The following is a 25,735-nucleotide window of genomic DNA, read 5'->3' on the forward strand; positions in this document are numbered from 1 at the left end:
CGTCAGCCGTTAGCCTGTATTTTGGTGGATGGCGTTGCCGAAAGCTCAGCCGTAATGTCCGAAAGCGGCAGCAGGTTTTCCAGCGGGCCGATGGCGGACAATGTTGGAACTGTATCGAAAAACAGGCGGCCTGCAAGATCGGTTAGACGTTCTGTCGTGATATCACCCAGACGCTGCATCATCTCGTCATTGGGAATAGGGCGGCCATACAACATCATCTGACGGGCGATCTGCCCGGCACGCGCCGCGGGGCTCTCCTGACCCATCAAAAGCTGAGCACGGATTTGTGCCCGGGCGCGGTCAATTTCTTCCTGATGGATGGTCTGCGACGATTTGCGAAGCTCATCGAGAATGACGGGAACCAGTTCCGCCAGGTCGTTGCTGCCGGTCGCGGCATGAATGCCGAAAATGCCGGTATCGGAAAAGCCCCAATGGAACGCATAGACCGAATAGCAAAGGCCGCGAAATTCACGGACTTCCTGAAACAGCCGAGAAGACATGCCGCCGCCCAAGATATTGGCGAGGATCTGCGAGCAATAGAAATCACGGGCGTGATAGGCCTTGCCTTCGAAGCCCAGCAGGACCTGCGCATCCATCAGATCACGCGTCTCGCGAATTTCGCCGCCGGTATAGATCGCTTTTTCCATAACGGGGGTCGCGACCGGAAGCTGCGGCAGACCGGCGAAACGCTCTTCAACCTGCTTGACGAAGCTTTCGTGATCCACAGCACCTGCGGCCACCACGAACATGCGGTCGGTGGTGTAGTTGCGTGCCAGATAGTGGCGAATTTGGCCTGTCGAGAAGGACTGCACCGTATCGGGCGTACCCAGAATAGGGCGACCGATGGTCTGGTCACGATAGGCGACACCGGAAAAATTATCGAAGAGAACGTCGTCTGGCGTATCAGTCGCAGCACCGATTTCCTGCAGGATGACGTTCTTTTCACGCTCCAGTTCCGCCTCGTCAAAGGCGGACTCCGTCAGGATATCGGCGAGGATATCAACTGCCAGCGGAACATGATCTTTCAGAACACGGGCGTAATAGGACGTGGTTTCGGTGGATGTCGCGGCGTTGACTTCGCCGCCGACATTCTCGATTTGCTCGGCAATTTGCCGCGCAGTGCGACGGGCAGTGCCCTTGAACGCCATATGTTCGAGAAGATGCGCGATGCCATGCTCGTCATCGGTCTCGTTGCGGGAACCGGATTTGATCCAGACCCCGAGAGCGACGCTTTCAAGGTGAGGCATTCTTTCGGTAACAACCGTCAACCCGGAGGAAAGCCGGGTTACATTCACACTCATATCAAGTCTTTCCGCGTCACTCACCCTTGGCGCGAGCATGTTTGCCGATGAATGTTTCTACGGCGTCCAGCTCAGCATTCAGGATATCGAAACGCTCCTCCCGGTTCATCAGATCAGCAAGCCATACTGGAAGCGCTGGATCGATTTCGCAAGCGGATTTTACAGCTGCAGGAAATTTCGCCGGATGCGCAGTGGACAAAGTGACCATTGGAGTGTTTGATTTTTCGTGCTTTTTCGCCACGAAAACAGCAGAGGCCGTGTGTGGATCAAGCAGGTAGCCACTTTCCGCCAACGTATCGCGAATGGTCGCAGCAACCTGTTTTTCCGTAGCGCGGCCTGCGCGGAAATCGCGCTTGATGAACTTCATCGCCTTGTCGGAAATATCGAAAGCGCCAGATTGTTTCAGGCCATCCATGGAGCGTTTGACGGCACCAGCATCACGATCATAGGCTTCGAACAGAAGCCTCTCGAAGTTGGATGAAATCTGAATATCCATGGACGGCGACGTGGTGGCGTGAACGCCGCGCATTTCGTAACGACCGGTCTTCAGGGTTCGCGCCAGAATGTCGTTGTCATTGGTGGCAATCACCAGCTTGTCGATGGGCAGGCCCATCTGCTTGGCAACGTAACCTGCGAAAATGTCGCCGAAATTGCCTGTGGGGACAGTGAAGGACACCTTCCGGTCAGGACCACCCAGCGAAAGCGCTGCCGTAAAGTAATAGACGACCTGCGCCATGATGCGCGCCCAGTTGATGGAGTTCACGCCCGACAGCTTGACGCTATCGCGGAACTTGCCGTCGTTGAACATCTCTTTGACGAGGGTCTGGCAGTCATCGAAATTGCCGTGAACGGCAATCGCATGCACGTTGGATGCCGTCGAGCTGGTCATCTGGCGCTGCTGCACCGGCGAAACCTTGCCATGTGGGAACAGAATGAAAATATCGGTCCGCTCACGGCCCGCAAAGGCATCGATGGCAGCGCCACCGGTATCACCCGATGTTGCGCCGACGATGGTGGCGCGTTCGTTGCGCTCTGTCAGCGTGTAGTCCATCAGGCGGGCGATAAGCTGCATCGCCACGTCCTTGAAGGCGAGCGTCGTGCCGTGGAAAAGTTCCAGAATGAACGAATTGGGGCCGGTCTGCACCAAGGGAACGACGGCCGGGTGGCGGAACGTGGCGTAGGCATCATCGATCATCGCGCGGAATGCATCGGACGGAATCTCGCCGCCGGTAAAGCGGTAGAGAACCTCGAAGGCGACTTCCTGATAGGTTTTTCCGCGAAGCGCGCGAATTTCTTTTTTCGACATGTTCGGCCATTTGCGGGGAACGTAAAGTCCACCGTCACGCGCCAGACCCGCCAGAAGCGCGTCGGAAAAACCAAGAGATGGGGCGCTGCCCCTGGTCGATACATATTCCACGAGATAGTCCCTTATCGTCGGCGTCGTCTGCGCTGGAAGCCCGTGTTTGGCAGCGTTGTGAAGGATTTTGCAAATTTAGAGCAAATCCGAACGCAACCAATCGATTTTTTCCAGCGCCGCTGCTATAGACCATCGCCGACGGGCATGAAAGGCCAATAAACGGGTTCTACGGTCCTATATCGGTGTAGTTTTTGAAGGGTTGAACAGAGTGACAGGGAATATTTTGCGTTTGTCCGCCGCCATATCGCTTCTGGCTGTGATCAGCGGTTGCAACTCTTCCAATCCATCGGACTCGATGGCGGTGAATGCACCGACCGCTGAGGCTGTGTCACCGGTTGTTCAGGCGAATTGCCCGGGCATCACGATTCTCGACTCCAACGCCGTACACCGCGTTTACGCCGGTGGTGGGAGCGATCCGACGAAGCTCGTCTATCAGGCATCGCTTTCCGATACGACGCGTTCCTGCAGCATGAGCAACGACACGTTGACTGTGAATGTGCTGGCGCAGGGCCGCCTTGTTCCCGGCCCGCTCTCCAAGCCCGGCCGCATCAACCTTCCTATCCGCGTGACGGTGAAGGACGGCAACGGCGAAATCTTCTCGCAGGTCACGAATTTCCCTGTCGATCTTCCAGCAGGCGATGCGGGCACGCAATTCATCTTCAACAACCCCAACGTTGCCATTCCCAACGGACCCGGCGGCGCATCGCGCCAGACCAATGTTTTCATCTCGTTTGATGAGGGCGGTGCTGGCACGAAGAAGGGTCGGCGCGGGTAGGGTAGCCAGGATGTTTGCTTGGCTCTAGAGCCCTGCGGCTTTGCGTAGGGCTTCGTTCATGCGGCCCTGCCAGCCTTTTCCGCTTTGACGAAACCTGGCAATAACGTCCTCATCCAGACGCAACGTGATTTGTCTCTTCGGGTTTTCCAGCGCAGGGCGTCCGCGGGACACGCGCTGTTCGTCCATGGCCTTGAAAAATTCTGCGGGTAAAACCTCTGCAGCAGGTCGCGCACGCTTTAGCTCAGCTTCAGGGATTTCGGGAAAGTCTACGGCGTCCCAATCGGCTTCGCTATATCCACGTCCGGCTTGGAAGGTCTTTGCTTTTAAGGTCTTGGCCAAGGCAGCCTCCTTCGTTCCTTTTCGCTCGCCTGCCGGAAGCTTACAATGGAGATCGCTTCCGCCCCGAGCGTCGCAAAGATGACTGCAGCGGTTCCCTCGCGGAAATATCCTACCGCCTTGAAGCGCCGCTGGTTTCGCTCACTGACCAGGCTTTCTTCAACGATGGCATTTCCCCAATCAAACTCGCCGATATCGGCAAAGTCAAAACCATGCTTGTCGATATTGGCGAGTCGCTTTGGCTCGTCCCAGATAATCTTCATGAATTAATGTAGCTACATTTATTAAAATATCAATGTCGTTACTCAAATCAGGAAAATATCTGCATGGCAACTCAAGCCACCCCAGCCCATTCCGACAGCGCTTCGATCGTCGCAGGCAAGTCCTGCATCCGGGCGATCACGGTTTCCGCACCAGCATCCGTCAGGCGATCCGCGTGGCTGGGGTAGGTGTGGGATGCGCCGGTAAAGCCGATGACGCGCATGCCTGCGGCGCGTGCGCCTTTTATGCCGTGAACGGAATCTTCGATCACCACAACGCGGTCCGGTGAGACGTTGAACTGTTTCGCGCCATGCAGGAAGATATCAGGCTTCGGCTTGACGCGGTCAGCTCCCAGATCCTTGGCGGAATAGATATGGCCTTCGAAGTAAGGCTTCAGGCCAACCTTGGTCAGCATCATCTCCAGACGGGCGCTGGAGGAGTTGGAGCAGATGCAGCGTGGCAGGGTCAGGCGCGACAGTGCTGTCTTGACGCCTTCGATCACCTTCACGTCACGCTCGAGCCGCGCATCCAGAAGTTTTTCGGATTTTTCCAGCAGCGATGCGGATAGGGGAATGCTCGCTTCGCGCTCGACTTCGAGAAGAATGTTCTTCCACGTCATGCCGGAGAAGCGCTCGCCCATTTCCTCGGTCGAGATGGGGTAGCCGGCATCCGTCAGCAGGCGAGCTTCAACCTGGGCGGCGATGATTTCGGAATCGACGAGAACGCCGTCGCAGTCGAAAATGATGAGGTCAAAGCCGCTCATGGGCTCTCCTTAGCGATTGGGTATGGAGGAAACGGTTGATACGGAAATATTCGGGCGCTTTTAGACCATGTGGACCATAAGCTCAACCGATGCCATTGCAGACGAGCCTTGCTCGACAAGTTTCGTGCCGCGCTTTATGTCATGCCATGGCCAAAACTCCGAAAACCAAACCCGAAGACACTATCGCCGCAAAAATCAGCCGAACCCTGGCAGACCGTATCGTGCGTGGGGAACTCGCCCCCGGCGAGCGGCTGCGGCAGGATCATGTCGCCGAGGAGTTTGGTGCCTCGCATGTTCCGGTTCGCGAGGCGTTTCGTCGTCTGGAGGCGCAGGGGCTTGCCGTCAGTATTCCGCGCCGCGGTGTGCGGGTGGCCGATTTCGGCTTGCCCGATGTGCAGGAAGTTGCCGAGATGCGGGCGGCACTGGAAGTGCTGGCGCTGCGCCACGCCATTCCTAATATGACGCCAGCCATTCTGGACGAAGCGGAAGCGGCAACGCTGGCGGGTGACAGGGCCATGGATGTGCGCCAATGGGAGGAAGCCAACCGTCGCTTTCACCGGCTTATCACCGCGCCATGCGCCATGCCGCGATTGATGGAAGCGATCGACGGACTGCATGCGGCGAGCGCGCGTTTTCTGTTTTCGGCGTGGCGGGCAGGATGGGAACGGCGCACCGACACCGACCACCGCGCCATTATCGATGCCCTGCGTGGCGACCGCGCGGAGGAGGCGGTGCGCATTCTGGATGGGCATGTGCAGTGGATTGGCCGCACGGCAATCCGGACCTCGACTGGCCTGACCCGCGACGCCTTCGTTATCGTCGGATAAATTATAGATAATTTTAAATAGCACTAAGCTGCTGATTTAATAAGATTTATGTGAAGTCTATCCACATGGTGTGATTATCCGTGAATAAATTTTGATACCCGTCTCTGGCTTCCCATGGGTTTTTCGTTATCAATCATGCCGTCTTTATAGGAATTATCTATAATTTGAAAAGGAAGACACTATGACGGCTCAGATTCGCAACGCTCCCTCCGGTTTTCTCGATCTCTCATCAAAATCCTTTGTCCAGCAGGCCCTATTCGTGGTTGCTGGAACGTTGGTCTTGGCATTGGCCTCGAAACTCTCAGTCCCGATGATCCCGGTTCCGATTACCATGCAGACTTTCGCTGTCACGATGATCGGCGCGCTCTATGGCTGGCGGCTCGGGACGTTGACAGTGCTTGCATGGTTCGGTGAAGCCATGCTCGGCCTGCCGGTTCTTGCTGGCGGTTCATCCGGTCTTACACCCTTTGTCGGGCCGACCGCCGGTTACCTCGTTTCCTTCCCCATCATGGTGGCGCTTGTGGGCTTCATGACGGAAAAGGGTATCAACGGTCATCGTCCGGTTGGCAGTTTCCTGCTGCATCTCTCCGCAAATGCGTTGGGTCTCACTCTCGGTTGGGCATGGCTCGCAGGTCTGTTGGGTGCTGAAAAAGCCTGGATCGCGGGCGTTGCGCCTTTCATTTTGGGTGCCGTTGTGAAATCCGCTCTTGCCGCTGCCGTTCTCAAAGTCGTCGCGCTACGTGCAGAAGCCTCTAAATGACGGTTCGTCTCAGGGCACATCATTTGCTCTGCATGCTGACCTATGTCGGCAAAGGTTATACGCCCGGCTTCACAGTCAATTACGACCGTGTGGCCGAGCGGTTGAATGGCGGAGAAGAGATTGAAATCGTATCCGGACCGGACGACATCTGCGCACCCCTGCTGGGCGATGATGCCGCACACTGCTTCAAGGAGAGTGTGAATAGACGGGACGCAAACGCCTTGGCCGTCGTGGCAGAGTGGCTTGGCGAAACGCCTAAAACTGGCGACCGCATCAAGCCGGATAAAGCCTTCATCGATAAGCTTCGGTCCGGTTTCCAACAGGGCCATCTGAGAAAGGCATGTTCGGGCTGCGAATGGACGAGCCTCTGTGACCGCATCTCTGAATCCAATTTCTGCGGCGTAAAAATCGCGCCGCAGATGGCTTCCAAGGTTATTCGGTGATGTTCAGTTCGGTACGTTCAGCGGCGGTTACCGTTGCGTTGACTTCCTTCGGTTCACGCTTGGATTTATCGTCATAGGTAACTTTCACCACGTAATTGCCTGGACGCAGGGTTTCCTGATGCTTGGTGTCGTAGCGCCCTGAAATTTCCTTCTGGGTTCCCTGAATGTCCTTGGTCGTTTCGAGAATGTCGATGCGCTGTGCATCCGGCGCGGAAACAGCCAAAACGCCAGCGTTCAGATTGACGGTCAGGTTCGTGCGCTGTCCGGCGGTCACGGTAAAGGGTGTGTCGACACTAACCTGTCCCAGCCGCGCACGCATGATGAAGTTGCCGGCGGGCATCTGCATCATCTTGCCTACACCGTAGGTGCCGGTCAGGGTTTCACGCGTGCCATCCAGCGTTTCGTCAGGGGAAAGGGTCTCGAAGCGGATATTGTCTGTTTCCACCGCGCGGCCACCTTCTTTGTAGACCGCGTTGGTGACCACGACACCGCTTGGAATGATGATATCGTGGCTGATGGTCTCACCCGCCTTGACGGTAATCTTTTCTTGCGCACGGGCAGGGCCAATCCGGCCCTCCAGTGTCAATTCACCGGCAGGCACGAAGATTTGCTTTGATCCATAAATGCTGTCGCTGAAGCCGGCACCGTGTTTTACCTCGACCCGTGCAAGCGGCTCGGCTTCCTTGCTGTCTTCGCTACGCTTAGGCACGATGGTCAGTTGCGCCGCATTGAAATCAACCTTCACCTCCGCAACAGCACCGTCTTTCACATCGACGGGTACCTCGCGGCTGATATTGCCGAGGGCAGCCACCGCCACATATTTGCCGACCGGTATTTTCTCTTCGAATGTCGCGTCGTAGGCGCCACCGACATTCTCATCGCTCCGTCCGCCGATGCTGTCGGCCTTGTAGAAATCCCAACGCACCTTGTCGCTGTTGCCCAGAGAAGGTCCACCCTGAACGAGGACTGCATCCGTCTTGACGTTGATCTGCGGTTTGATAACCGGTGGTTTCGCTTCCTGTGAAAAAGCAGTCGTCGCGAAAAGCGTGGAAACGATAATCAGTGAAACGCGCATCTAGTATTTACCCCTGCAACCCATACCCTTGGCTCCATCTGCTAGATGGCGCGCAAAATTCCGAAATCACAACGATAATCATATGCATCTTGTTCCACCGACTGTTTTTTTTGATTTTTCTGCCACGCGTTCAGCCTTTGATAACCATCTTCGGTAACCATAGCGTCAGTTCAGTCGAGTAAGCGTATGGAGCGAGTACCTATGGCATCAGTGTTTCCGCTGGCCGATTTTCGGCACGCCGGTTTTGATCTTGCAGGTGAAAGCGATGCCTGGAAAGACAGTATCATAAAGGGCGATTGCGTTGCCGCTCTCGAGGCTCTGCCCAGCCAGTCAATCGATGCGATCTTTGCCGATCCACCGTATAATCTTCAGCTGGGTGGCACGCTTCACCGTCCGGACCAGTCGCTGGTCGATGCTGTCGATAATGATTGGGACCAGTTCGCATCTTTCGAAGCTTACGATGCCTTTACCCGCGCCTGGCTTCTGGCCTGCCGCCGCGTGCTGAAGCCCAATGGCACCATCTGGGTTATCGGCTCGTATCACAATATCTACCGCGTCGGCTCCATTCTTCAGGACATGAATTTCTGGATTCTGAACGACATCGTCTGGCGCAAGACCAACCCGATGCCGAACTTCAAGGGGCGCCGGTTCCAGAACGCGCATGAAACCATGATCTGGGCCAGCCGCGATGCAAAGGCGAAAGGCTACACCTTCAATTACGAAGCGTTGAAAGCCTCCAACGATGACGTTCAGATGCGTTCCGACTGGCTGTTTCCCATTTGCAGCGGCGGAGAGCGACTGAAGGGCGACGACGGCAAGAAGGTCCACCCAACCCAGAAGCCGGAAGCACTGCTTGCCCGCATCATCATGGCCTCCACAAAGCCAGGCGATGTCGTGCTCGACCCCTTCTTCGGCTCCGGCACGACAGGTGCAGTTGCCAAGCGTCTCGGCCGTCACTTCGTCGGCATCGAGCGTGAGCAGGACTATATCGACGCCGCCTCTGCACGCATCGCCGCCGTCGAGCCTCTGGGCAAGGCGGAACTCACCGTCATGACTGGCAAGAAGGCCGAGCCGCGTGTTGCCTTCAACGTGCTTCTCGAAAGCGGTCTGGTTCGCCCCGGTCAGGTCCTGACGGATGCGAAACGCCGTTACAGCGCCATCATCCGTGCGGACGGGACCATTGCCTCTGCCGGTACCGCCGGTTCCATTCATCGTCTTGGTGCAAAGGTGCAGGGACTGGATGCCTGCAATGGCTGGACGTTCTGGCACTATGAAGATGGTGAGGCTTTGAAGCCGATCGACGATCTGAGAACGCTGATCCGTAATGAAATGGCAAAGGCTGGATAAAGCGATCCACCGCTTTGCCCTTGTCAACACAAAGGCGGTCTTGCCGCCCCACATACTTCATCCGGTTTTAGTACCTTCAGTCCCGGGTGAAGAGTAACAGACGCCCGGCGTTCCCTGAACGTCGGGCGTCTGTGTATTCGTTATTAATCATAGCAGAATTTTCTTAAATATATCAATTGCATGGCAAGCCTGGAGCAAGTATGGCTCTGTAGCTGTGTGTCCAAGGGAGCCACAGCAAGCCGCCAACGGGTCTGGCCGGAAATCAGAATTGATTTTCGGCAAAACATGATTCGCAAATAACGAAGGCGGCAACTTTCCCGGATATGAGATTTACAAATCTGGTCGCTTGCGACCAGACTGGTGCAGGTAGAAGACCGCCATTTTCGCCTGCACCAGCCATTCTCATCTTACATGGCGATGCCATATGTGGCCAAATCGGCTCTCAATTTCTCCGCACCGGTAAAATGCACCGCCTGCCACCCGGCAGCTTTCGCCCCTTCTACATTCGGCAGCGAATCGTCGATGAAAATGCTGCTGGCAGGGTCGAGGTCAAAGGTCTGCGCATGCAATTCATAAATGGCCACATCGGGCTTGATCAGACCGACATTGCCCGAAACCGTTACGCCGCGAGACAGCGTCAGGAACGGGTACATTTTCTGCGCTTCGCGAAACGTATCGGAGGCGAAATTGGTGAGCATCGTCACGTCGTGACCGGATGCGATCAGGTCTTTCAGAATGTCGACCGAATCATCATAGGAATGCGACACCATTTCATGCCAGTGCAGGCGAAAGGCGCGGATCGTCTTTTCGTGGTCGGGGTGATCCTGCAAAAGCAGCGCTTCGGCCTCATCCCAAGTCCGTCCACGATCCTGCTCCAGGTTCCACTCATGGGTGCAGACGTTTTCGAAGAACCATACCCGCTCGTCAGCGTCGGGGATCAATCGGCTGTAGGGAATGTTTGGGTCGTAATGGATCAGAACCTTGCCAATGTCGAAAACGATGTGATTGATCTTTGTCATCAATTTTTCCTGCTACTTTCTTGCATAAGCATCGGGTTATCCGAAAACCGCGTCACACTTTTCGGCCCGGTGCTTTGAAGGCCGAAGGAATAGCCTGAGAGATGGCTTTTTTCATCACCGTTGGCAGAGCCTGAGCTTCAAGATTTGTGACTGGCTCCCACCATTCGTCATTAGCACCGGGTTGCACGCGTCCTGAAACTTTACCCCGGAAAATGGAAAGCCGAAGTTCGAAATGCGTGAACACATGCACGATAGTGCCTGCCGGTTCCCACTCCGCGTCGAAGGGCGCATGCTCCGTGCCGGTTCCGCCATCGATGCGGGCCGTCCATGCCGTGGTCGGCACCTCCGTCATGCCGCCGAGAAGCCCGGTTTCGATACGGCGGCGAAGCAGAATTTCACCTTTGTCATTTACCGCAACGAAGGCCGCGCCGACGCGCACCGGCTTCTCCTTCTTGGCCGCCTTCATCGGAAAGCGTTCCGGTTCATCCTGCGCCAGGGCCAGACAGTGGCTGTTGAACGGACAGAGCGCGCAGGCCGGGCGCTTTGGTGAGCAGATCGTCGCCCCAAGGTCCATCATGGCTTGTGCGAAATCACCGGGTCGGTTCGCAGGGGTGATCTCCGCCACCTTCGCCCGCATCACACCCTTGGAGCCGGGTAGGGGAGCGTCGATGCAAAACAGGCGGGAAATCACTCGCTCCACATTGCCATCCAACACCGCCGCCTGCCGGTTGAAGGCAATGGCGGCGATGGCTGCCGCGGTATAATCGCCAATGCCCGGCAGGCTTTTCAAACCCTCTTCGGTATCGGGAAACACACCGCCGTGCGCGTTGGCGACGGCTTCGGCGCATTTCTTCAGGTTGCGTGCACGGGCATAATATCCAAGCCCGGCCCACGCAGCCATCACGTCATCGCTGGGTGCCGCCGCCAAATCTTCGACGTTCGGCCAAAGGGCCAGAAACTTGGCGAAATAAGGTTTTACCGCCTGCACAGTGGTCTGCTGCAGCATCACTTCCGACAGCCAGACATGGTATGGATTGGCCCGCAATCCCCTGGCCGTCATGGGCGGCGACGTGCGCCACGGCAGGTCGCGGTGGTGCCGGTCGTACCACGCCAGCAGCATATCCGCATAAGGCGGGTGTTCGATTTTATGAAGCATGGTTTGCTGTGGCCCTCGTATTGCGCCTATACTTGGTTCATCCGCTTGCGCCGATCAAGCCACCAGTTCACGAGTAGAGAATGAAAAAGCCCCGCAAAGGCGTTATCCAGATTGCCGAAATCGCAAACGGCATTATCGATCCGGTTCTGGCAAAACGGGCCGGTATCAGCACCGCCTTGCTCGGTTCGTGGGACGAAATTGCAGGTGCCGACTTTGCCGATTGTACCCGCCCGGAAAAAATCACATGGCCGCGCCGTGATGAGGGGCCGGACCGTGGCGGATATCAGGCGGGCGTTCTGACCATTGCGTGTGAAGGCGCGCGCGCGCTGTTTCTGACCCACGCACAGGGCGAGTTGATTGCGCGTATCAATGGATTTTTCGGCTTTCCGGCGGTTCGGCAGATCAGGATCGTTCAGAAACCGGTATCGCAAACGCTCAATCGCCGCCCCAAGCCGCAGCCCTTGCGTGGCGAGGCTGCAAAGCGCCTGGAAGGCATGATGGACGGCATTGAAAGCGAGGCTTTGCGCAAGGCCGTGGAGCGCCTTGGAACCGCTGTTTTGCAAAAGCGTGTTCGTCGCGGCACGATTTGACGCAGCCTAAAGACGCACACTGTCCTTGACTGGTCACAATTCTTTGACAAGAAGAAAAGAAATGGCCGCTTGTTCTCAACAGGTGGCCGCTATATCGCAATTGTAGACAATTTCAGTCTTTCACAAACAGGTGCTTGATGCATTTTCCCGAATTCAATATCACCCGCCGCAATCTTCTTGGTGGTGTCGCCCTTGCCGCAGTTGCCGCCGCCTTGCCATTTGCATTGACGCCGGGTGTCGCCCTTGCGCAGGATTTGCCGGAATCTTCCGGTAATGTCGATATGGCCGCCGTCATGAAACCCGGCCCGCTTCCAGACCGTGGTCTTGGAGACGTGAATGCACCGGTAAAGATCGTCGAATACATGTCCATGACATGCCCGCACTGCGCGAATTTCCATAATAAGACGTTCGATGAAATCAAAAAGAAGTACATCGATACGGGCAAAGTTTATTTCGTGATCCGTGAGTTCCCGTTCGATCCGCGCGCTGCGGCTGCCTTCATGCTGGCCCGTTGCGCACCTGAACAGCAGTACTACCCGTTCGTTTCCATGCTGTTCAAACAGCAGCAAAGCTGGGCAACGGCACAGGACGCACGTGCTGCTTTGCTGCAAATGTCGAAAATGGCCGGTTTTTCACAGGAGACATTCGAGGCCTGCTTGACGAACCAGAAGCTTCTGGATGATGTGAACGCAACGATGCAACGCGGTGCGACGGAATTCGGCGTCAACTCGACCCCGACCTTCATCATCAACGGAAAGCGCTACGCTGGAGACATGTCTGTTGAAAACATGTCGGCTCTTGTCGACAGCCTGCTGTAAATCCTTCCGTTTCGATATGACGGGCGGCCCTAATAGGCTGCCCTCATTCCTGTGCCTGTCACAGGAATCCGGTGCGCCCAAGTCCTTGGGCGCGAAAGACTCTTCTCTTAAAGAATATGGTTCATTCACGGCGCAGACGCACCGTGGCTGGACTCCTGTGGCATCCTCGGACTTGATCCGGGGAACAGGAATGAGGGCGGCGGGGATCACCGCTTTCCAGCCCAATAGGCCCATTTCTCTCTTGGAAAAGGGTACGGCAGCATGAAGTTCAACAAGCTGCGCCTACTCGGCTTCAAATCTTTCGTGGAGCCTTCCGAATTCATCATCGAGCCGGGACTGACGGGCGTCGTCGGCCCCAACGGCTGCGGCAAGTCCAACCTTGTCGAAGCGCTTCGCTGGGTCATGGGCGAAAACTCCTATAAGAACATGCGCGCATCCGGCATGGATGACGTCATCTTCTCCGGCTCCGGCAATCGCCCCGCCCGCAACACCGCCGAAGTCGGGCTCTACCTCGACAATTCCGACCGCACGGCGCCTGCAGCCTTCAACGATGCCGACGAAATTCAGGTCACGCGCCGTATCGAACGCGAAAACGGCTCGGTTTACCGCATCAATGGCAAGGAAGCCCGCGCCAAGGATGTGCAGCTTCTGTTTGCCGATGCCTCCACCGGCGCACGTTCGCCCTCCATGGTGGGGCAGGGACGTATCGGTGAACTCATCAACGCCAAGCCGCAGGCACGTCGACAGTTGCTGGAAGAGGCGGCGGGCATTTCCGGCCTGCATTCGCGCCGGCATGAGGCGGAATTGCGCCTGCGCGCCGCCGAAACCAACCTGGAGCGGCTGGAAGATGTCACGGCGCAACTGGAAAGCCAGATCGAAAGCCTGAAACGGCAGGCGCGGCAGGCCAACCGCTTCAAGATGCTGTCGGCGGATATCCGCGCCCGCGAGGCGACCTTGCTGCACATCCGCTGGGTGGAGGCCAAGCAGGCCGAAGGTGAGGCGGAAAGCGCGCTCAATCAGGCAACCAACGTGGTCGCGGAAAAGGCGCAGGCACAGATGGAAGCGGCCAAGGCGCAAGGGCTTGCTAGCTTCAAGCTGCCGGAACTGCGTGAAAACGAGGCCAAGGTCGCCGCTGCTCTGCAACGCCTGCAAATCGCCCGCACGCAGCTGGATGAAGAAACCAACCGCATCCTGCGCCGCCGTGACGAGCTTGCCCGTCGTCTGGCGCAACTGGGCGAGGATATCGAGCGCGAAGAGCGCATGGTTTCCGACAATGCTGAAATTCTCGCGCGTCTGGATTCGGAAGAAGCCGAAATCATCGAAATTCTGGCCGACTCCGGCCGCTATTCCGAGGAAACCCGTGAGGCGTTCGACGAAGCCGCCACCAAGCTGGCCGAGAGCGAACGCGTTTTCGCCGCCCTAACCGCAGAACGCGCCGAGGCCTCAGCCAGCCGCACCCAACTGGAACGCACCATCCGCGATCTGGCGGATCGGAAAGCGCGGCTTGACCGTCAAGCGTCGGATGCTGCTGCCGAAATCGAAAATATCGATGAAAAACTCTCCGGCCTGCCGGACCCATCTGAAAAGCGCGAAAGCGTGGAGGCGGCCGAAATCGCCGTCGAAGACGCGTTGATTGTCGTGGAGGAAGCCGAATCGGCGGTGGCCAATGCACGTTCGGCGGAAGCGCTGGCGCGTGGACCGGTGGATATGGCGCGCAACCGTCTCAACGCGCTGGAAACCGAAGCGCGCACCATATCCAAAATGCTGGCCGCCGGTGCCGTCTCCGGTTCGTTCACGCCCGTGGCAGAAGAATTACGGGTGGATCGCGGCTTTGAAGCAGCCCTCGGTGCCGCCTTGGGCGATGATCTCGAAAGTCCGCTGGACCCTGCCGCCCCGGCCTATTGGACCGCAAACGGCGAAGGTGCCGCAGACCCGGCGCTGCCGGAGGGCGTTGCATCCCTGCTTGCGCATGTCGCAGGGCCGGAGGCGCTGAAACGCACGCTGCGTCAGACCGGTATCGTTTCAAACGTTGATGACGCCAAGCGGCTGATGCCCACGCTGAAACCCGGTCAGCGACTGGTCACCAAAGACGGTGCGCTGTTTCGCTGGGATGGCCACATCACCAGCGCCGATGCTCCCGGTAACGCGGCGCTTCGGCTTGCCCAGAAAAACCGCCTTGCCGAGCTGGAAGGTGAGGTCGAAGAGGCACGCTACGCATTGGAGGAAGCGGAAGAGCAGCTTGCCGCCAGTGCCGACGAGATTCGTCTGGTGGAAAGCCAGCTTGCCAACGCGCGGGAACGCAGCCGCATCGCGTCGCGCCAACTTGTCGAAGCCCGCGATGAACTGTCCATGGCCGAACGCGCCTCCGGTGATCTTCTGCGCCGCCGCGATATCGTTTCCGAAGCGATCAACCAGATCAGCGGCCAGATCGAGGACATTGCCGTTCAAGAAGAGAATGCCCGCATCGAACTGGAAGACGCTGCCGATCTCTCCGATCTCGATCTGCGCCTGCGCGAAAGCCAGCTTGAGGTCGCAACCGATCGCAGCCTTCTGGCCGAAGCCCGCGCAAAGCATGAAGGCCTGAACCGCGAGGCGGAAGCGCGCCAGCGCCGTATCAACGCCATCGCGCAGGAACGTGCCACATGGCAGGGCCGCGCCGCCAGCGCCAGCGGCCATATCGCAACGCTGCGCGAACGCGAAGACGAAGCCCGCGATGAGCTTGCAGAGCTCGATATCGCGCCGGAAGAATTCGATGAGAAGCGTCGCAATCTCTTGACGCAACTACAAAAGACCGAGGAAGCAAGGCGACAGGCTGCCGATCAGTTGGTTGAAGCGGAAAGCCTGCAACGTGAGGCAGACCGCACTGCTACCATCGCCCTGTCGGAGCTGGCAGAAGCACGCGAAAAACGTGGACGCGCCGAAGAACGCTTGGTTTCCGCCCGCGAAAAACGTGGGGAAGGCGAACATCGCATCCGCGAAGCGTTGAATGTCGAGCCGCATCTGGCCTTCAGGCTGACAGGTCTGGCGGTCGATGCCCCGATGCCAGACATGCGCGAGGTCGAGCGTGATCTGGACCGGCTGAAAATCGAGCGCGAACGCTTGGGCGCGGTCAACCTGCGCGCCGATGAGGAGCAGGCGGAGCTTTCCGAAAAGCTGGCAGCGCTGATCAAGGAACGCGACGACATCATCGATGCGGTGCGCAAGCTGCGCGCTGGCATCCATAATCTCAACCGCGAAGGACGCGAACGTCTGGTTGCCGCCTTCGATATCGTCAACACGCAGTTCCAGCGGCTGTTCACCCATCTCTTCGGTGGCGGCACGGCGGAACTGCAATTGATCGAATCCGACGATCCCTTGGAAGCAGGCCTCGAAATCCTCGCCCGCCCGCCGGGCAAGAAGCCGCAGACCATGACGCTGCTTTCGGGCGGCGAGCAAGCGCTGACGGCGATGGCGCTGATCTTCGCAGTCTTCCTCACCAACCCCGCACCCATCTGCGTGCTGGATGAGGTCGACGCGCCGCTGGATGACCACAATGTGGAGCGTTACTGCAATCTGATGGACGAAATGGCGGCGACCACGGACACGCGCTTCGTCATCATCACCCACAACCCTATTACCATGGCGCGCATGGATCGCCTGTTCGGCGTCACCATGGCCGAGCAGGGCGTTTCGCAGCTCGTTTCGGTCGATTTGCAGATGGCTGAACGGCTGATTGAAGCCGTCTGACCCGTCAACCTCGATTTTTTACGAAAATTACTGCAAAGGCAGCTCGAACTCCCGTAACGTGAAGTATAGTTATTCATCTATCCTGATGATGTGTTGCCTTATATTTTCTCTTGAAAGTTGGCTTCGTCATATCGTCAGATGAATATTGCTCATCCCTGAGTTGGTGTTTTTTCTTGCATGCGAGCAATGATGATCAAGACGCGAGCAATTTGATGAATTTTTCGGCAGAATGGTTATGTTTCACATCTAATTAATTGTTCAATAGCATTCTTTTTGTGCGTGTTCTGGAAACTACCCGTGTGTCGTTCCGAATAGCCTGCGATTTTATGGTGAATGCGTCGCTCAAGAGGATTTCCATGTCTATTCGGTCCAAACTTTTGTCGTGCATATTTTTCCTTGTGGCAATACTTGCGGTTACCTCCGCATTCTCTTTTTACGCTTTGAATGAAGAAGCACGGCTTCTGCGCAGCATCGTCGCGGATCGGGTCATGCCGATGGCCCAGCTCAAATCCATCTCCGATGATTATGCCGTGAAGATTGTCGATACTGTCCATAAGGTCAGCGGTGGTTCCCTAAGTGTCGATCAGGGCATTCAGAACATTCGTGATGCCAAGCAGAATATCGACAAGTCATGGGCCGCCTATAGCGGCACTTATATGGAAGACGATGAGAAACGCCTTGCGGATGATTTTCAACGCATGCGCCAATCGGCTGATGAGAAAATCGAAGGCATTGTGACGCTTCTCAGAGGCGGCGATATCGAGGAAATCGGTAAATTTGCAGATGGCAAACTCTACGCAATCATTGACCCGTTGGGCGAAGCCGTTTCCAAACTGATCGCGATTCAGCTCGACGCAGCCCGTGACGGCATGACGGCTGGCGAAGAGCTCAAGTCGTTCATCTTGCACACTTTGCTCATTCTTGGCGTGATTGCCGTTGCTTGCGCTGCCGCCTGTGTCTTCATCGTCCTGCGCGGTGTCATCAGGCCTATTCAGGTCATGACCGGCTCGATGTCATCGCTCGCATCCGGCAATATCGATCTGGAAATTCCAGGCGCTGAGCGCAAAGACGAGATCGGCAAAATGGCGCAGAACGTGGTTGTTTTCCGCAACAATGCCATCGAGCGTCTGCGTCTTGAACAGGAAACGGAAGCCAATCGCAGCCTGTCCGAAAAAGAGCGGATGGCACGTGAAGAGCAGAAGGCGAGAGAAGCAGCCGACACCAGCTTTGCCGTCGATAATCTCGCAGATGCTCTGTCGCGCCTGTCGGATGGCGATGTCTCGTTCCGCATCAGCCAGCCCTTTGCCGCACATCTGGACAAGGTCCGCGAGAACTTCAACGGCTCTGCCGAAAAACTTCAGTCGGCGCTCAGCCGTGTGGCCGAAAATGCGCGTGGTATCGATGCCGGTGCCAATGAAATCCGCTCCGCTGCCGATGATCTGGCAAAGCGCACGGAACAGCAGGCCGCATCGGTGGAAGAAACCGCAGCAGCGCTGGAAGAAATCACCACGACGGTGAAGGATTCGACCAAGCGTGCTCAGGAAGCCGGCCAACTCGTGGCCAAGGCACGCACAGGTGCGGAACAGTCTGGCGATGTCGTTCGCAAGGCGGTTGTTGCCATGGAGCAGATCGAGAAGTCCTCGTCGGAGATTTCCAACATCATCAGTGTCATCGATGAGATTGCCTTCCAGACCAATCTGCTGGCGCTCAACGCCGGTGTGGAAGCGGCCCGTGCCGGTGAAGCCGGCAAGGGCTTTGCGGTGGTGGCGCAGGAGGTGCGTGAACTGGCGCAGCGCTCTGCAAAGGCTGCGAAGGAAATCAAGGCGTTGATCACGACGTCGAACGGCCAGGTTCAGCAGGGCGTGCAGCTGGTCGGCGAAACCGGCCGCGCTTTGGAAACCATCGTGACCGAAGTTCAGGAAATCAACCGTCACGTGGTGGCGATCGTGGATGCGGCGCAGGAGCAGTCCTCCGGCCTGCAGAAGATCAACACCGCTGTGAACCAGATGGACCAGGACACGCAGAAGAACGCAGCCATGGTGGAAGAGCAGACGGCGGCAAGCCATGGTCTTGCCCGTGAAGCCGCTTCGCTCAACCACCTGCTGGGCCAGTTCAAGCTGGGCGGCGGTTATGAGGCCCCAGTTCGTGCCGCAACGCGCGTCGAGCGCCCGGTTCAGTCTCCAGCCCGCGCATTGGGCCGCAAGATTGCATCCGCCTTCAGCGGCAATGCCGCCGTCAAGGCTGACTGGGAAGAATTCTAAGCCGACGCATCTGAACGAATTGTTGGGTGTCACGCCGTCCGCGTCTGTCGCGGGCGGTTTTTTTGCCGCTGGAGCGGCTAACGCCGCATTTATGCTGCACTGCGGTGGCATCGTGGAACACAGGCCGTTTCCAACACTGTGACAATGCTGTAAAGGGTTGAAAAATAATAACGCTTCTGGGTGGAGAGCGTAGAATGAAAAAGTGGGTTTATACCTTCGGCGACGGTGCTGCCGAGGGCCGCGCGAGCGATATCGCCATATTGGGCGGCAAGGGTGCAAACCTTGCCGAAATGGCGAGCCTCGGCCTGCCCGTTCCCCCCGGTCTGACCATCATCAGCGAAGCTTGTGCCCGTTATCATCAAGGTGGTCGCTGCCTGCCCGAAGAGCTGAAATTACAGGTCACCAGCGGCATTTCCGGCATGGAAGCCATCACCGGTCGCACCTTCGGCTCCGGCTCTCAACCCCTTCTCTTGTCAATCCGCTCCGGCGCGCGCGCGTCCATGCCTGGCATGATGGACACGGTTCTCAACCTCGGTCTCAATGACGAGACGGTACAGGCGCTGGCCGATAATTCCGGCGATGCGCGTTTCGCATGGGATAGCTACCGCCGTTTCATCCAGATGTATGCCGATGTAGTCATGGGGCTGGACCACGAAATCTTCGAGGAGATTCTCGAAGACGAGAAAGGTCGTCTCGGCCACGAATATGATACCGAGCTTTCCGCACCCGAGTGGCAGCATATCGTCTCGCTCTACAAAAGCCTGATCGAAGAAGAGCTTGGCGATCCCTTTCCGCAGGATATGCAGGTGCAATTGTGGGGTGCCATCGGTGCCGTCTTTGCCAGCTGGATGAACACCCGTGCCGTCACCTATCGCCACTTGCACAATATTCCCGGCGATTGGGGCACGGCAGTCAATGTTCAAGCCATGGTGTTCGGAAATCTCGGCTCGTCCTCGGCCACCGGCGTTGCCTTTACCCGCAATCCATCCACTGGCGAAAAAGAGCTTTACGGCGAGTTCCTCGTCAACGCCCAGGGTGAGGACGTCGTGGCGGGCATTCGCACGCCGCAATCCATCACCGAAGAGGCGCGCATCACCTCTGGCTCAGACAAGCCGTCCATGGAAAAGCTGATGCCGGAGGCATTCGCAGAATTCATCAGCATTTGCGGACGGCTGGAAAGCCATTACCGCGATATGCAGGATATGGAATTCACCATTGAGCGCGGCAAGTTGTGGATGTTGCAGACCCGGTCCGGCAAACGCACCACCAAGGCGGCGATGAAGATCGCCGTCGATCTGGTGGAGGAAGGGCTGATCACCACCGATGAGGCGATCTGCCGTATCGAGCCTTCTTCGCTCGACCAGTTGCTGCATCCCACCATTGATCCATCCATCGAGCGCCCCATCATCGGTTCCGGCCTTCCGGCCTCGCCGGGTGCGGCATCCGGCGAGATCGTCTTCAGCTCCGATGAGGCCGTTGCGGCGAAAGCAGAAGGGCGACGCGTCATTCTCGTGCGCATGGAAACCAGCCCAGAAGACATTCACGGCATGCATGCCGCCGAAGGCATTCTGACCACGCGCGGCGGTATGACCAGCCACGCAGCCGTCGTGGCGCGCGGCATGGGCATCCCCTGCGTTTCCGGCGCTGGCTCCATGCGGGTGGATGTGCGCAACAACGTGCTGATTGGCGTTGGCTGCGTGTTGAAGAGGGGTGATGTCATCACCATTGACGGCTCGTCCGGACGCGTGATGCGCGGCGAGATACCGATGACCCAGCCCGCTTTGTCCGGCGATTTCGGTAAGCTCATGGAATGGGCCGATAGTACACGGCGCATGAAGGTGCGAACCAACGCCGATACGCCTGCGGATGCGCGTGCCGCCCGCGCTTTTGGTGCAGAAGGCATTGGGCTGTGCCGTACCGAACACATGTTTTTCGAGGGGGACCGCATTCAGGTGATGCGCGAGATGATCCTTGCCGAACATGAAGCCGGCAGGCGGGTCGCGCTCGATCAACTCTTGCCGATGCAGCGGCAGGATTTCACCGAACTGTTTTCCATCATGCACGGCCTGCCGGTGACGATCCGTCTCCTGGATCCGCCCTTGCACGAATTCCTGCCAAAGACAGATGGCGAGATCGTGGAGGTGGCAGCGGCCATGGGCATGTCGCAGACACTGTTTCGCCAGCGGCTGGATGCGCTGCATGAGTTCAACCCGATGCTTGGCCATCGTGGTTGCCGTCTGGCAATTTCCTATCCTGAAATCGCTGAAATGCAGGCCCGTGCGATTTTCGAAGCCGCCGTCGAAGCCGCACGTCAAACGGGCGCACCCGTGGTGCCGGAAATCATGGTGCCGTTGGTCGGTCTGCGCTCGGAACTGGATTATGTCCGCGCCGTCATCGACCGGGTGGCCGCAGCTGTGGCACAGGAAACCGGCATGACGCTGGAATATCTGACTGGCACGATGATCGAGCTGCCGCGTGCGGCACTTCGCGCCCATGTCATTGCCGAGGCCGCAGAATTCTTCTCTTTCGGCACCAACGACCTGACGCAGACGACATTCGGCATATCGCGCGATGATGCCGCCCGCTTCATAGAGACCTATCAGCGCAAGGGTATCATCGAGCGCGACCCGTTCATCTCGCTCGATTTCGACGGCGTAGGCGAGTTGATCCGCATTGCGGCCGATCGTGGCCGTCAGACGCGCCCGGAACTCAAGCTCGGCATCTGCGGTGAACATGGCGGCGACCCGGCCTCCATTCATTTCTGCGAGGATGCGGGTCTCGATTACGTCTCCTGCTCGCCGTTCCGTGTGCCGATTGCGCGGCTGTCTGCGGCGCAGGCCACGCTTGCCATGGCGGAAAAGCGGGAAACCGATACCACCTCGAAGGTCGTACCATTGAGAGCCATTCCGGCGAAGGTGTAAGGCCAGTCTTATTTGTTCTGCACGATGATGCGGCGTTCGACCACGACCGGGCGATAGAACATGTCGCGGCTGGATTGCGCCTGCCATGCACGGGCATCGGCCCGGCGATCCAGGTCCAGATCCAGCAGGCATCCGGCCATCTGGTCGGTGTTGGGGCGGAAGCCATAACCACGGCAAGTGGTCTCGTCACGCGCTCGCCGTTCCTCCGGGCTCAATGTCTGGCAGGATGAAAGCGCCAGCATTGTCGCAACTGCGCCAAGAACGATGGAAACACGCATGATGTAAACTCCCTATAGTGCCAGCTCACGCTGATCTTGCTGCCTGCTGATTACGCTGGTTTAGCCGCATGGAAAAGCCCGTCATGCGCCAAAGGTTGCACGTGCTGCACACCCTATTTCGTGCGAACAGATTCCATTCGACGTCGAAACCCATTATGACACGGTAGATGAGCGATTCCCGCGAGTCTTGACCCTATCTGCGGAATGTCTTCGTTGCAAAAACTACAGCATCCGGGTGCCGCTTCATGACTGTGCGTTTCGTTCGGCCCGTGTCCCATGCGGCCTATCTTTCCCGATATCTCGGCTTTGCTGCGCTGGCACTCTTCCTCATTGCAGCGCCGTTGCACCGTTTCGGTCCGTTGACGACACCCGATTTCGTTTCGCTGACGCTAATCTCCGCAGCCATTGCAACGGTTGCCCTTCTGCTGGCCATCATTGGCTTGCAGCGGCTGTGGTCGGTGGGCGCAAAAGGCGGGCTATGGTCGCTTTCCGCGCTGCTGCTCTGCGCCATACCGCTTGGAACGATTGCATTCGGCGCGTTTCTCTATTGGCAAAAACCGCAGCTCTATGACGTTTCCACCGATATCGTCGATGCACCCAATTGGCTGTCCATTCCCACCGCCAATCAGCAATGGCTGCCGCGCCCGGCTATCGTTTCCAAAGCAGACCGCGATATGCAGGCTGCGGCCTATCCAAGCCTTGCCGGTCACCGCTACGAAGGTGCGATCGACCGGGTTTATACGGCAGCCCGCAAGGTCGCCAAGGCACAGCGCATCCGCATCGCCCACACGCAAGGCCTGATAGGCTCGCTGCCGGACGTGCAGCCCGGCATGCCGCGTCAGGATCAAACCGAAGGCGCGACGGACACGCCGATCGAGGAGTTGCCCACCAATGTGCCCGTGCCACTGGCACGACCAGCGGACGCCCCCGCGCCGACCTTCTTCGATGGCAGCGGCGTAGTGATGCTACAGGGCGAGACGCGCACGCTGATCTGGGGCCTGCGTTTCGACGTCATCATCCGCCTGCGCGAAGACACGGAGACCACCTTGGTGGACGTCCGCGTCGCGTCTCGCTTCGGTCCGAATGATTTGGGCATGGGTGCCGAAATCGCGGAAGCCTATCTCGACGCACTGGATGCTGAAATGCAGGGTCTCAACGACAATTGAGCCACCAGCACGTTCCCGTTGAGGAAATTGATTGAGTGCACTATATTGCCTTCGATGCTGGATGGAGAAGCGTGATGGCAAGCATGACGATCCCAAACATGGACGAAGTGTTAACGCGACGACTGGTCGTTCGTGCCGCTTCTCATGGGCGCTCGATTGAGGAAGAGGCGCGTGACATCTTGTCGGCGGCCCTTTCTGTCAATGAGCCACACTCCATGAATCTCGCAGAAACTATACGTGCGCGTTTGCCAAAAAACGGCGTAGAGTTTGAGGCTCAACCTCGCGAAGCTATCCGTTCAGCACCTGATTTCGGTGATACGTGATTGTCCTCGACACGAATGTAATCTCAGAAATTTTGAGACCTCATCCTGCCCGCTCCGTTCTTGATTGGTTTGCAAGGCGGTCTTCCTCCTCGCTTTTTACAACAACTGTGACAGAGGCGGAAATCCTTTATGGATTGCGTTTACTTACAGAGGGTCGCCGTCGAAAAGAACTGGAGATCGCGATATTGCCGATATTTTCAGAGGATTTTAGAGGGAGAGTTTTGCCGTTCGATAGTGAGGCTGCGAATGTCTACGCAAACATCGCGGCCGATCGTCGTATGCTCGGCAGACCCATCAGCCAGTTCGATGCGCAGATTGCCGCCATTGCTATTTCACGCGGTGCCATGCTTGCAACGCGAAATATAGGCGATTTCGAAATGCTTCCGATTGAGATCATCAATCCTTGGGATGTAGACTGAGAGTCACATCTGGCTGGGAAAATAAAGCCCACCAAGGAATGGCGGGCCATCAGTCTGCACTTCGCCTTTCTCGATCAGGTCTTCGATATGGGCAAGAACGGAAAGGGCAGCGGCTCCGTGCAGACGCGGGTCGGTGCTGCGATAGATGACTTTCACCATATCAGCGATGGTTCTGTCTCCGGCCTTGATGCGGGCCAGCACAGCTTTTTCCCGCATGCGCCGGTGGGCGCGAAGCCCGCGCATGAAGGCGGTCGGATCGTTCACCGGTCCGCCGTGACCGGGTAGAAACAACCGGTCTTCACGGCGCAGAAGTTTTGCAAGCGAGGCCATGTAATCGCTCATCGAACCATCCGGTGGTGCGACGATTGTCGTCGCCCACGCCATCACATGGTCGGCTGAAAACACGATGCCGGTACCATCGAGCGCAAAGGCTGAATGGTTAGCAGTGTGGCCGGGCGTGTGCAGGGCGGTGAGCGTCCATCCGTCGCCGGAAACGCTTTTCCCATCACCCAGTGCGATATCAGGCACGAACTCCGTATCGGAGCTTTCCGCGAAGGGGTTGCGCTCACCTTCATGCAAAGGTCGTGCGGCGCGATGCGGGCCTTCGGCAACGGTCAGCGCACCGGTTTCCAGCTTCAGCCGTGCAGCCAGCGGTGAGTGGTCGCGATGCGTATGGCTGACGAAGATGTGCGTCACTTCCCGCCCGGCGAGCGCGGCCATCAATGCCTGAAAATGCGCTTCGTCGTCTGGTCCGGGATCTATAACGGCAACGGATGTGTCGCCGACAATATAGCTGTTGGTGCCGTGAAAGGTGAAAGCGGATGGATTGTTGACCGTCAGGCGCTGCACGCCATCCGCCACGGGTACGGCGATGCCATAGGCGGGGTCGAACTCACGGTTGAATTCCGGGTCTGCCATAGTCTCGGTCAATGCCCTTATTTGTATTCGATCTCGATGAAAGACATCGGCTCGTCGCCAGCATTGACGACATTGTGCGAAACACCGGCCTCACGACGGTAGGGCATGCCCCGCGTCGAATCCACCCGACGGCTGCCACTCTCGTCTTCGATTAGGAAATGACAATCCGTCATCGGCACCACGACATAGCCCAGCCCATGCGTGTGGTGGCCGGTATCGGCACCCGGCTCGAAATCCCAGCGAATGATCCGCACCACGGCATCATCCAGCAATGTCGTAGGTATGGCAGGGGGACGGGCACTATATTTGCTCATGGACACATTCACCGGAAAAGGCCTGAAAATTCGTCTGTTTTCTGACCTAACATGAAGCATTGGCCGGACACACAATAAATATTGCCGATCCAGCAACTTAATCATTGCCGCTGCCGTCTCGCTTTGCTAATCAGGCGCCGTTCAGGCATTGGCGTTTCGCCAATCTGCCCTGTTGGGGCGTCGCCAAGCGGTAAGGCACCGGTTTTTGGTACCGGCATTCCCAGGTTCGAATCCTGGCGCCCCAGCCATTGTCGAAACAGGTCCATCCTGCGGCAAACCGCAAGAGCCAAATCAACCTTTTGTTGATTTTTGTCGGCGAAGTGATTAGGTTGACTGCATGTTGAACCCAATCCACCGCGGGGAGTTTCGATTATGAATATAAAATCAGCCGCTCCTAAGCCGGTAGATAAGCCCAGCTACGAACCACGCCCGCAAAAGGGGCCGGTGGATTATGAAGCTTTAGGCCAGTTGGCAATCAAGCGTTTTCCTAAGACTTTGGCCGAACTTGCCAAGTGAGCCTT

At 57.5% G+C, this 25,735-nt stretch carries 25 protein-coding genes and 1 tRNA gene; 15 read left to right on the forward strand and 11 right to left on the reverse strand.

Annotated elements, in window-relative coordinates:
* Nucleotides 1-2: 2 nt before the first annotated feature.
* Together DSM25558_RS08260 and thrC are read right to left on the reverse strand one after the other, a co-directional pair.
* Nucleotides 3-1,301 (reverse strand): M16 family metallopeptidase, encoded by a 1,299-nt coding sequence (locus DSM25558_RS08260; RefSeq protein ID WP_077103639.1) that lies wholly within the window; start codon nt 1,299-1,301, stop codon nt 3-5.
* A 16-nt stretch (nt 1,302-1,317) separates the two neighbouring features.
* The gene (thrC, locus tag DSM25558_RS08265; RefSeq protein ID WP_077103641.1) at nt 1,318-2,718 is read right to left on the reverse strand and encodes a threonine synthase; all 1,401 of its coding nucleotides are present in this window, start codon (nt 2,716-2,718) and stop codon (nt 1,318-1,320) included.
* A gap of 229 nt (nt 2,719-2,947) precedes the next feature.
* Here thrC and DSM25558_RS08270 point away from each other — a divergent pair, with 229 nt between their 5' ends.
* Nucleotides 2,948-3,493 carry a PilZ domain-containing protein gene (locus DSM25558_RS08270; protein ID WP_153366661.1) on the forward strand — a complete coding sequence of 182 codons (546 nt, stop codon included), beginning with the start codon at nt 2,948-2,950 and terminating at the stop codon, nt 3,491-3,493.
* 24 nt (nt 3,494-3,517) lie between these two features.
* On the opposite strand, the gene DSM25558_RS08275 is transcribed toward DSM25558_RS08270, so the two are convergent.
* The 3 genes from DSM25558_RS08275 to DSM25558_RS08285 form a co-directional block, all read right to left on the reverse strand.
* Complete coding sequence (locus DSM25558_RS08275; RefSeq protein ID WP_077103643.1) at nt 3,518-3,832, reverse strand: BrnA antitoxin family protein; 315 nt, start codon at nt 3,830-3,832, stop codon at nt 3,518-3,520.
* On the reverse strand, nt 3,817-4,092 hold the full coding sequence (locus tag DSM25558_RS08280) for a BrnT family toxin (protein WP_077103645.1): 276 nt from the start codon (nt 4,090-4,092) through the stop codon (nt 3,817-3,819). The genes DSM25558_RS08275 and DSM25558_RS08280 overlap by 16 nt, the downstream gene beginning before the upstream one ends.
* Nucleotides 4,093-4,163: 71 nt before the next feature.
* A complete protein-coding gene (locus DSM25558_RS08285) occupies nt 4,164-4,853 on the reverse strand; it encodes an HAD family hydrolase (protein ID WP_077103647.1) in 690 nt (229 codons plus the stop codon).
* Nucleotides 4,854-4,999: 146 nt separating this feature from the next.
* On the opposite strand from DSM25558_RS08285, the gene DSM25558_RS08290 reads away from it, so the two are divergent.
* The 3 genes from DSM25558_RS08290 to DSM25558_RS08300 all read left to right on the forward strand — a co-directional run bounded on the left by DSM25558_RS08290 (nt 5,000) and on the right by DSM25558_RS08300 (nt 6,883).
* Nucleotides 5,000-5,680 (forward strand): GntR family transcriptional regulator, encoded by a 681-nt coding sequence (locus tag DSM25558_RS08290; protein WP_077103649.1) that lies wholly within the window; start codon nt 5,000-5,002, stop codon nt 5,678-5,680.
* Nucleotides 5,681-5,861: 181 nt separating this feature from the next.
* The gene (locus DSM25558_RS08295; protein ID WP_077103651.1) at nt 5,862-6,440 is read left to right on the forward strand and encodes a biotin transporter BioY; all 579 of its coding nucleotides are present in this window, start codon (nt 5,862-5,864) and stop codon (nt 6,438-6,440) included.
* Complete coding sequence (locus DSM25558_RS08300) at nt 6,437-6,883, forward strand: DUF1284 domain-containing protein (RefSeq protein ID WP_077103653.1); 447 nt, start codon at nt 6,437-6,439, stop codon at nt 6,881-6,883. The genes DSM25558_RS08295 and DSM25558_RS08300 overlap by 4 nt, the downstream gene beginning before the upstream one ends.
* On the opposite strand, the gene DSM25558_RS08305 is transcribed toward DSM25558_RS08300, so the two are convergent.
* The gene (locus tag DSM25558_RS08305; protein ID WP_077103655.1) at nt 6,873-7,958 is read right to left on the reverse strand and encodes a hypothetical protein; all 1,086 of its coding nucleotides are present in this window, start codon (nt 7,956-7,958) and stop codon (nt 6,873-6,875) included. The genes DSM25558_RS08300 and DSM25558_RS08305 overlap by 11 nt on opposite strands.
* 201 nt (nt 7,959-8,159) lie before the next feature.
* Between DSM25558_RS08305 and DSM25558_RS08310 the strand changes: the two genes are divergently transcribed.
* The gene (locus DSM25558_RS08310) at nt 8,160-9,305 is read left to right on the forward strand and encodes a site-specific DNA-methyltransferase (protein ID WP_077103656.1); all 1,146 of its coding nucleotides are present in this window, start codon (nt 8,160-8,162) and stop codon (nt 9,303-9,305) included.
* A 407-nt stretch (nt 9,306-9,712) separates the two neighbouring features.
* Here the strand turns inward: DSM25558_RS08310 and DSM25558_RS08315 are convergent, their stop codons facing one another.
* Both DSM25558_RS08315 and mutY read right to left on the reverse strand, forming a co-directional pair.
* Nucleotides 9,713-10,324, reverse strand: coding sequence for an HAD family hydrolase (locus DSM25558_RS08315; protein ID WP_077103658.1), 612 nt, complete (start codon nt 10,322-10,324; stop codon nt 9,713-9,715).
* A 52-nt stretch (nt 10,325-10,376) separates the two neighbouring features.
* Nucleotides 10,377-11,480: an A/G-specific adenine glycosylase gene (gene mutY / locus DSM25558_RS08320; protein WP_077103660.1), complete on the reverse strand. Its 1,104-nt coding sequence runs from the start codon at nt 11,478-11,480 to the stop codon at nt 10,377-10,379.
* A gap of 80 nt (nt 11,481-11,560) precedes the next feature.
* Here mutY and DSM25558_RS08325 point away from each other — a divergent pair, with 80 nt between their 5' ends.
* The 5 genes from DSM25558_RS08325 (at nt 11,561) to ppdK (ending at nt 21,796) form a co-directional block, all read left to right on the forward strand.
* A complete protein-coding gene (locus tag DSM25558_RS08325) occupies nt 11,561-12,070 on the forward strand; it encodes a DUF721 domain-containing protein (protein ID WP_077103662.1) in 510 nt (169 codons plus the stop codon).
* A gap of 137 nt (nt 12,071-12,207) precedes the next feature.
* On the forward strand, nt 12,208-12,888 hold the full coding sequence (locus DSM25558_RS08330; protein WP_077103664.1) for a DsbA family protein: 681 nt from the start codon (nt 12,208-12,210) through the stop codon (nt 12,886-12,888).
* Nucleotides 12,889-13,149: 261 nt separating this feature from the next.
* Entirely contained in the window at nt 13,150-16,614 is a 3,465-nt protein-coding gene (gene smc / locus DSM25558_RS08335) for a chromosome segregation protein SMC (protein WP_077103666.1), read from the forward strand.
* Nucleotides 16,615-16,970: 356 nt separating this feature from the next.
* A complete protein-coding gene (locus DSM25558_RS08340; protein WP_077103853.1) occupies nt 16,971-18,875 on the forward strand; it encodes a HAMP domain-containing methyl-accepting chemotaxis protein in 1,905 nt (634 codons plus the stop codon).
* A 194-nt stretch (nt 18,876-19,069) separates the two neighbouring features.
* Nucleotides 19,070-21,796 carry a pyruvate, phosphate dikinase gene (gene ppdK / locus DSM25558_RS08345; protein ID WP_077103668.1) on the forward strand — a complete coding sequence of 909 codons (2,727 nt, stop codon included), beginning with the start codon at nt 19,070-19,072 and terminating at the stop codon, nt 21,794-21,796.
* 8 nt (nt 21,797-21,804) lie between these two features.
* Here ppdK and DSM25558_RS08350 read toward each other — a convergent pair whose 3' ends face one another.
* Nucleotides 21,805-22,074 carry a hypothetical protein gene (locus tag DSM25558_RS08350; protein ID WP_077103670.1) on the reverse strand — a complete coding sequence of 90 codons (270 nt, stop codon included), beginning with the start codon at nt 22,072-22,074 and terminating at the stop codon, nt 21,805-21,807.
* 245 nt (nt 22,075-22,319) lie between these two features.
* Between DSM25558_RS08350 and DSM25558_RS08355 the strand changes: the two genes are divergently transcribed.
* From DSM25558_RS08355 to DSM25558_RS08365, 3 genes are all read left to right on the forward strand, one after another.
* Nucleotides 22,320-23,240 carry a DUF1499 domain-containing protein gene (locus tag DSM25558_RS08355; RefSeq protein ID WP_077103672.1) on the forward strand — a complete coding sequence of 307 codons (921 nt, stop codon included), beginning with the start codon at nt 22,320-22,322 and terminating at the stop codon, nt 23,238-23,240.
* A gap of 74 nt (nt 23,241-23,314) precedes the next feature.
* The gene (locus DSM25558_RS08360; RefSeq protein ID WP_077103674.1) at nt 23,315-23,563 is read left to right on the forward strand and encodes a FitA-like ribbon-helix-helix domain-containing protein; all 249 of its coding nucleotides are present in this window, start codon (nt 23,315-23,317) and stop codon (nt 23,561-23,563) included.
* Complete coding sequence (locus tag DSM25558_RS08365; RefSeq protein ID WP_077103676.1) at nt 23,560-23,982, forward strand: type II toxin-antitoxin system VapC family toxin; 423 nt, start codon at nt 23,560-23,562, stop codon at nt 23,980-23,982. The genes DSM25558_RS08360 and DSM25558_RS08365 overlap by 4 nt, the downstream gene beginning before the upstream one ends.
* Nucleotides 23,983-23,985: 3 nt before the next feature.
* Here DSM25558_RS08365 and DSM25558_RS08370 read toward each other — a convergent pair whose 3' ends face one another.
* A complete protein-coding gene (locus tag DSM25558_RS08370) occupies nt 23,986-24,900 on the reverse strand; it encodes an MBL fold metallo-hydrolase (RefSeq protein ID WP_077103678.1) in 915 nt (304 codons plus the stop codon).
* A 17-nt stretch (nt 24,901-24,917) separates the two neighbouring features.
* The gene (locus tag DSM25558_RS08375) at nt 24,918-25,214 is read right to left on the reverse strand and encodes a cupin domain-containing protein (RefSeq protein ID WP_077103680.1); all 297 of its coding nucleotides are present in this window, start codon (nt 25,212-25,214) and stop codon (nt 24,918-24,920) included.
* Nucleotides 25,215-25,387: 173 nt separating this feature from the next.
* Between DSM25558_RS08375 and DSM25558_RS08380 the strand changes: the two genes are divergently transcribed.
* Nucleotides 25,388-25,462 (forward strand) — tRNA-Gln (locus DSM25558_RS08380).
* A gap of 124 nt (nt 25,463-25,586) precedes the next feature.
* Nucleotides 25,587-25,730 carry a hypothetical protein gene (locus tag DSM25558_RS28780; RefSeq protein WP_159442481.1) on the forward strand — a complete coding sequence of 48 codons (144 nt, stop codon included), beginning with the start codon at nt 25,587-25,589 and terminating at the stop codon, nt 25,728-25,730.
* The last annotated feature ends 5 nt before the right edge of the window (nt 25,731-25,735 follow it).

It is taken from the genome of Agrobacterium sp. DSM 25558 (genome assembly GCF_900100825.1).
GTDB lineage: Bacteria > Pseudomonadota > Alphaproteobacteria > Rhizobiales > Rhizobiaceae > Agrobacterium.

Excerpts from the sequence above, each read along its gene's own strand:
- DSM25558_RS08330 (WP_077103664.1), top strand. The coding sequence starts at position 12,208 with ATGCATTTTCCCGAATTCAATATCACCCGCCGCAATCTTCTTGGTGGT.
- DSM25558_RS08285 (WP_077103647.1), bottom strand. The coding sequence starts at position 4,853 with ATGAGCGGCTTTGACCTCATCATTTTCGACTGCGACGGCGTTCTCGTC.
- mutY (WP_077103660.1), bottom strand. The coding sequence starts at position 11,480 with ATGCTTCATAAAATCGAACACCCGCCTTATGCGGATATGCTGCTGGCG.
- DSM25558_RS08315 (WP_077103658.1), bottom strand. The coding sequence starts at position 10,324 with ATGACAAAGATCAATCACATCGTTTTCGACATTGGCAAGGTTCTGATC.
- DSM25558_RS08325 (WP_077103662.1), top strand. The coding sequence starts at position 11,561 with ATGAAAAAGCCCCGCAAAGGCGTTATCCAGATTGCCGAAATCGCAAAC.
- DSM25558_RS08300 (WP_077103653.1), top strand. The coding sequence starts at position 6,437 with ATGACGGTTCGTCTCAGGGCACATCATTTGCTCTGCATGCTGACCTAT.
- DSM25558_RS28780 (WP_159442481.1), top strand. The coding sequence starts at position 25,587 with ATGAATATAAAATCAGCCGCTCCTAAGCCGGTAGATAAGCCCAGCTAC.
- DSM25558_RS08305 (WP_077103655.1), bottom strand. The coding sequence starts at position 7,958 with ATGCGCGTTTCACTGATTATCGTTTCCACGCTTTTCGCGACGACTGCT.
- smc (WP_077103666.1), top strand. The coding sequence starts at position 13,150 with ATGAAGTTCAACAAGCTGCGCCTACTCGGCTTCAAATCTTTCGTGGAG.
- DSM25558_RS08310 (WP_077103656.1), top strand. The coding sequence starts at position 8,160 with ATGGCATCAGTGTTTCCGCTGGCCGATTTTCGGCACGCCGGTTTTGAT.
- DSM25558_RS08375 (WP_077103680.1), bottom strand. The coding sequence starts at position 25,214 with ATGAGCAAATATAGTGCCCGTCCCCCTGCCATACCTACGACATTGCTG.
- ppdK (WP_077103668.1), top strand. The coding sequence starts at position 19,070 with ATGAAAAAGTGGGTTTATACCTTCGGCGACGGTGCTGCCGAGGGCCGC.
- DSM25558_RS08355 (WP_077103672.1), top strand. The coding sequence starts at position 22,320 with ATGACTGTGCGTTTCGTTCGGCCCGTGTCCCATGCGGCCTATCTTTCC.
- DSM25558_RS08340 (WP_077103853.1), top strand. The coding sequence starts at position 16,971 with ATGTCTATTCGGTCCAAACTTTTGTCGTGCATATTTTTCCTTGTGGCA.
- DSM25558_RS08280 (WP_077103645.1), bottom strand. The coding sequence starts at position 4,092 with ATGAAGATTATCTGGGACGAGCCAAAGCGACTCGCCAATATCGACAAG.
- DSM25558_RS08360 (WP_077103674.1), top strand. The coding sequence starts at position 23,315 with ATGGCAAGCATGACGATCCCAAACATGGACGAAGTGTTAACGCGACGA.
- DSM25558_RS08370 (WP_077103678.1), bottom strand. The coding sequence starts at position 24,900 with ATGGCAGACCCGGAATTCAACCGTGAGTTCGACCCCGCCTATGGCATC.
- DSM25558_RS08260 (WP_077103639.1), bottom strand. The coding sequence starts at position 1,301 with ATGAGTGTGAATGTAACCCGGCTTTCCTCCGGGTTGACGGTTGTTACC.
- DSM25558_RS08290 (WP_077103649.1), top strand. The coding sequence starts at position 5,000 with ATGGCCAAAACTCCGAAAACCAAACCCGAAGACACTATCGCCGCAAAA.
- DSM25558_RS08350 (WP_077103670.1), bottom strand. The coding sequence starts at position 22,074 with ATGCGTGTTTCCATCGTTCTTGGCGCAGTTGCGACAATGCTGGCGCTT.
- DSM25558_RS08295 (WP_077103651.1), top strand. The coding sequence starts at position 5,862 with ATGACGGCTCAGATTCGCAACGCTCCCTCCGGTTTTCTCGATCTCTCA.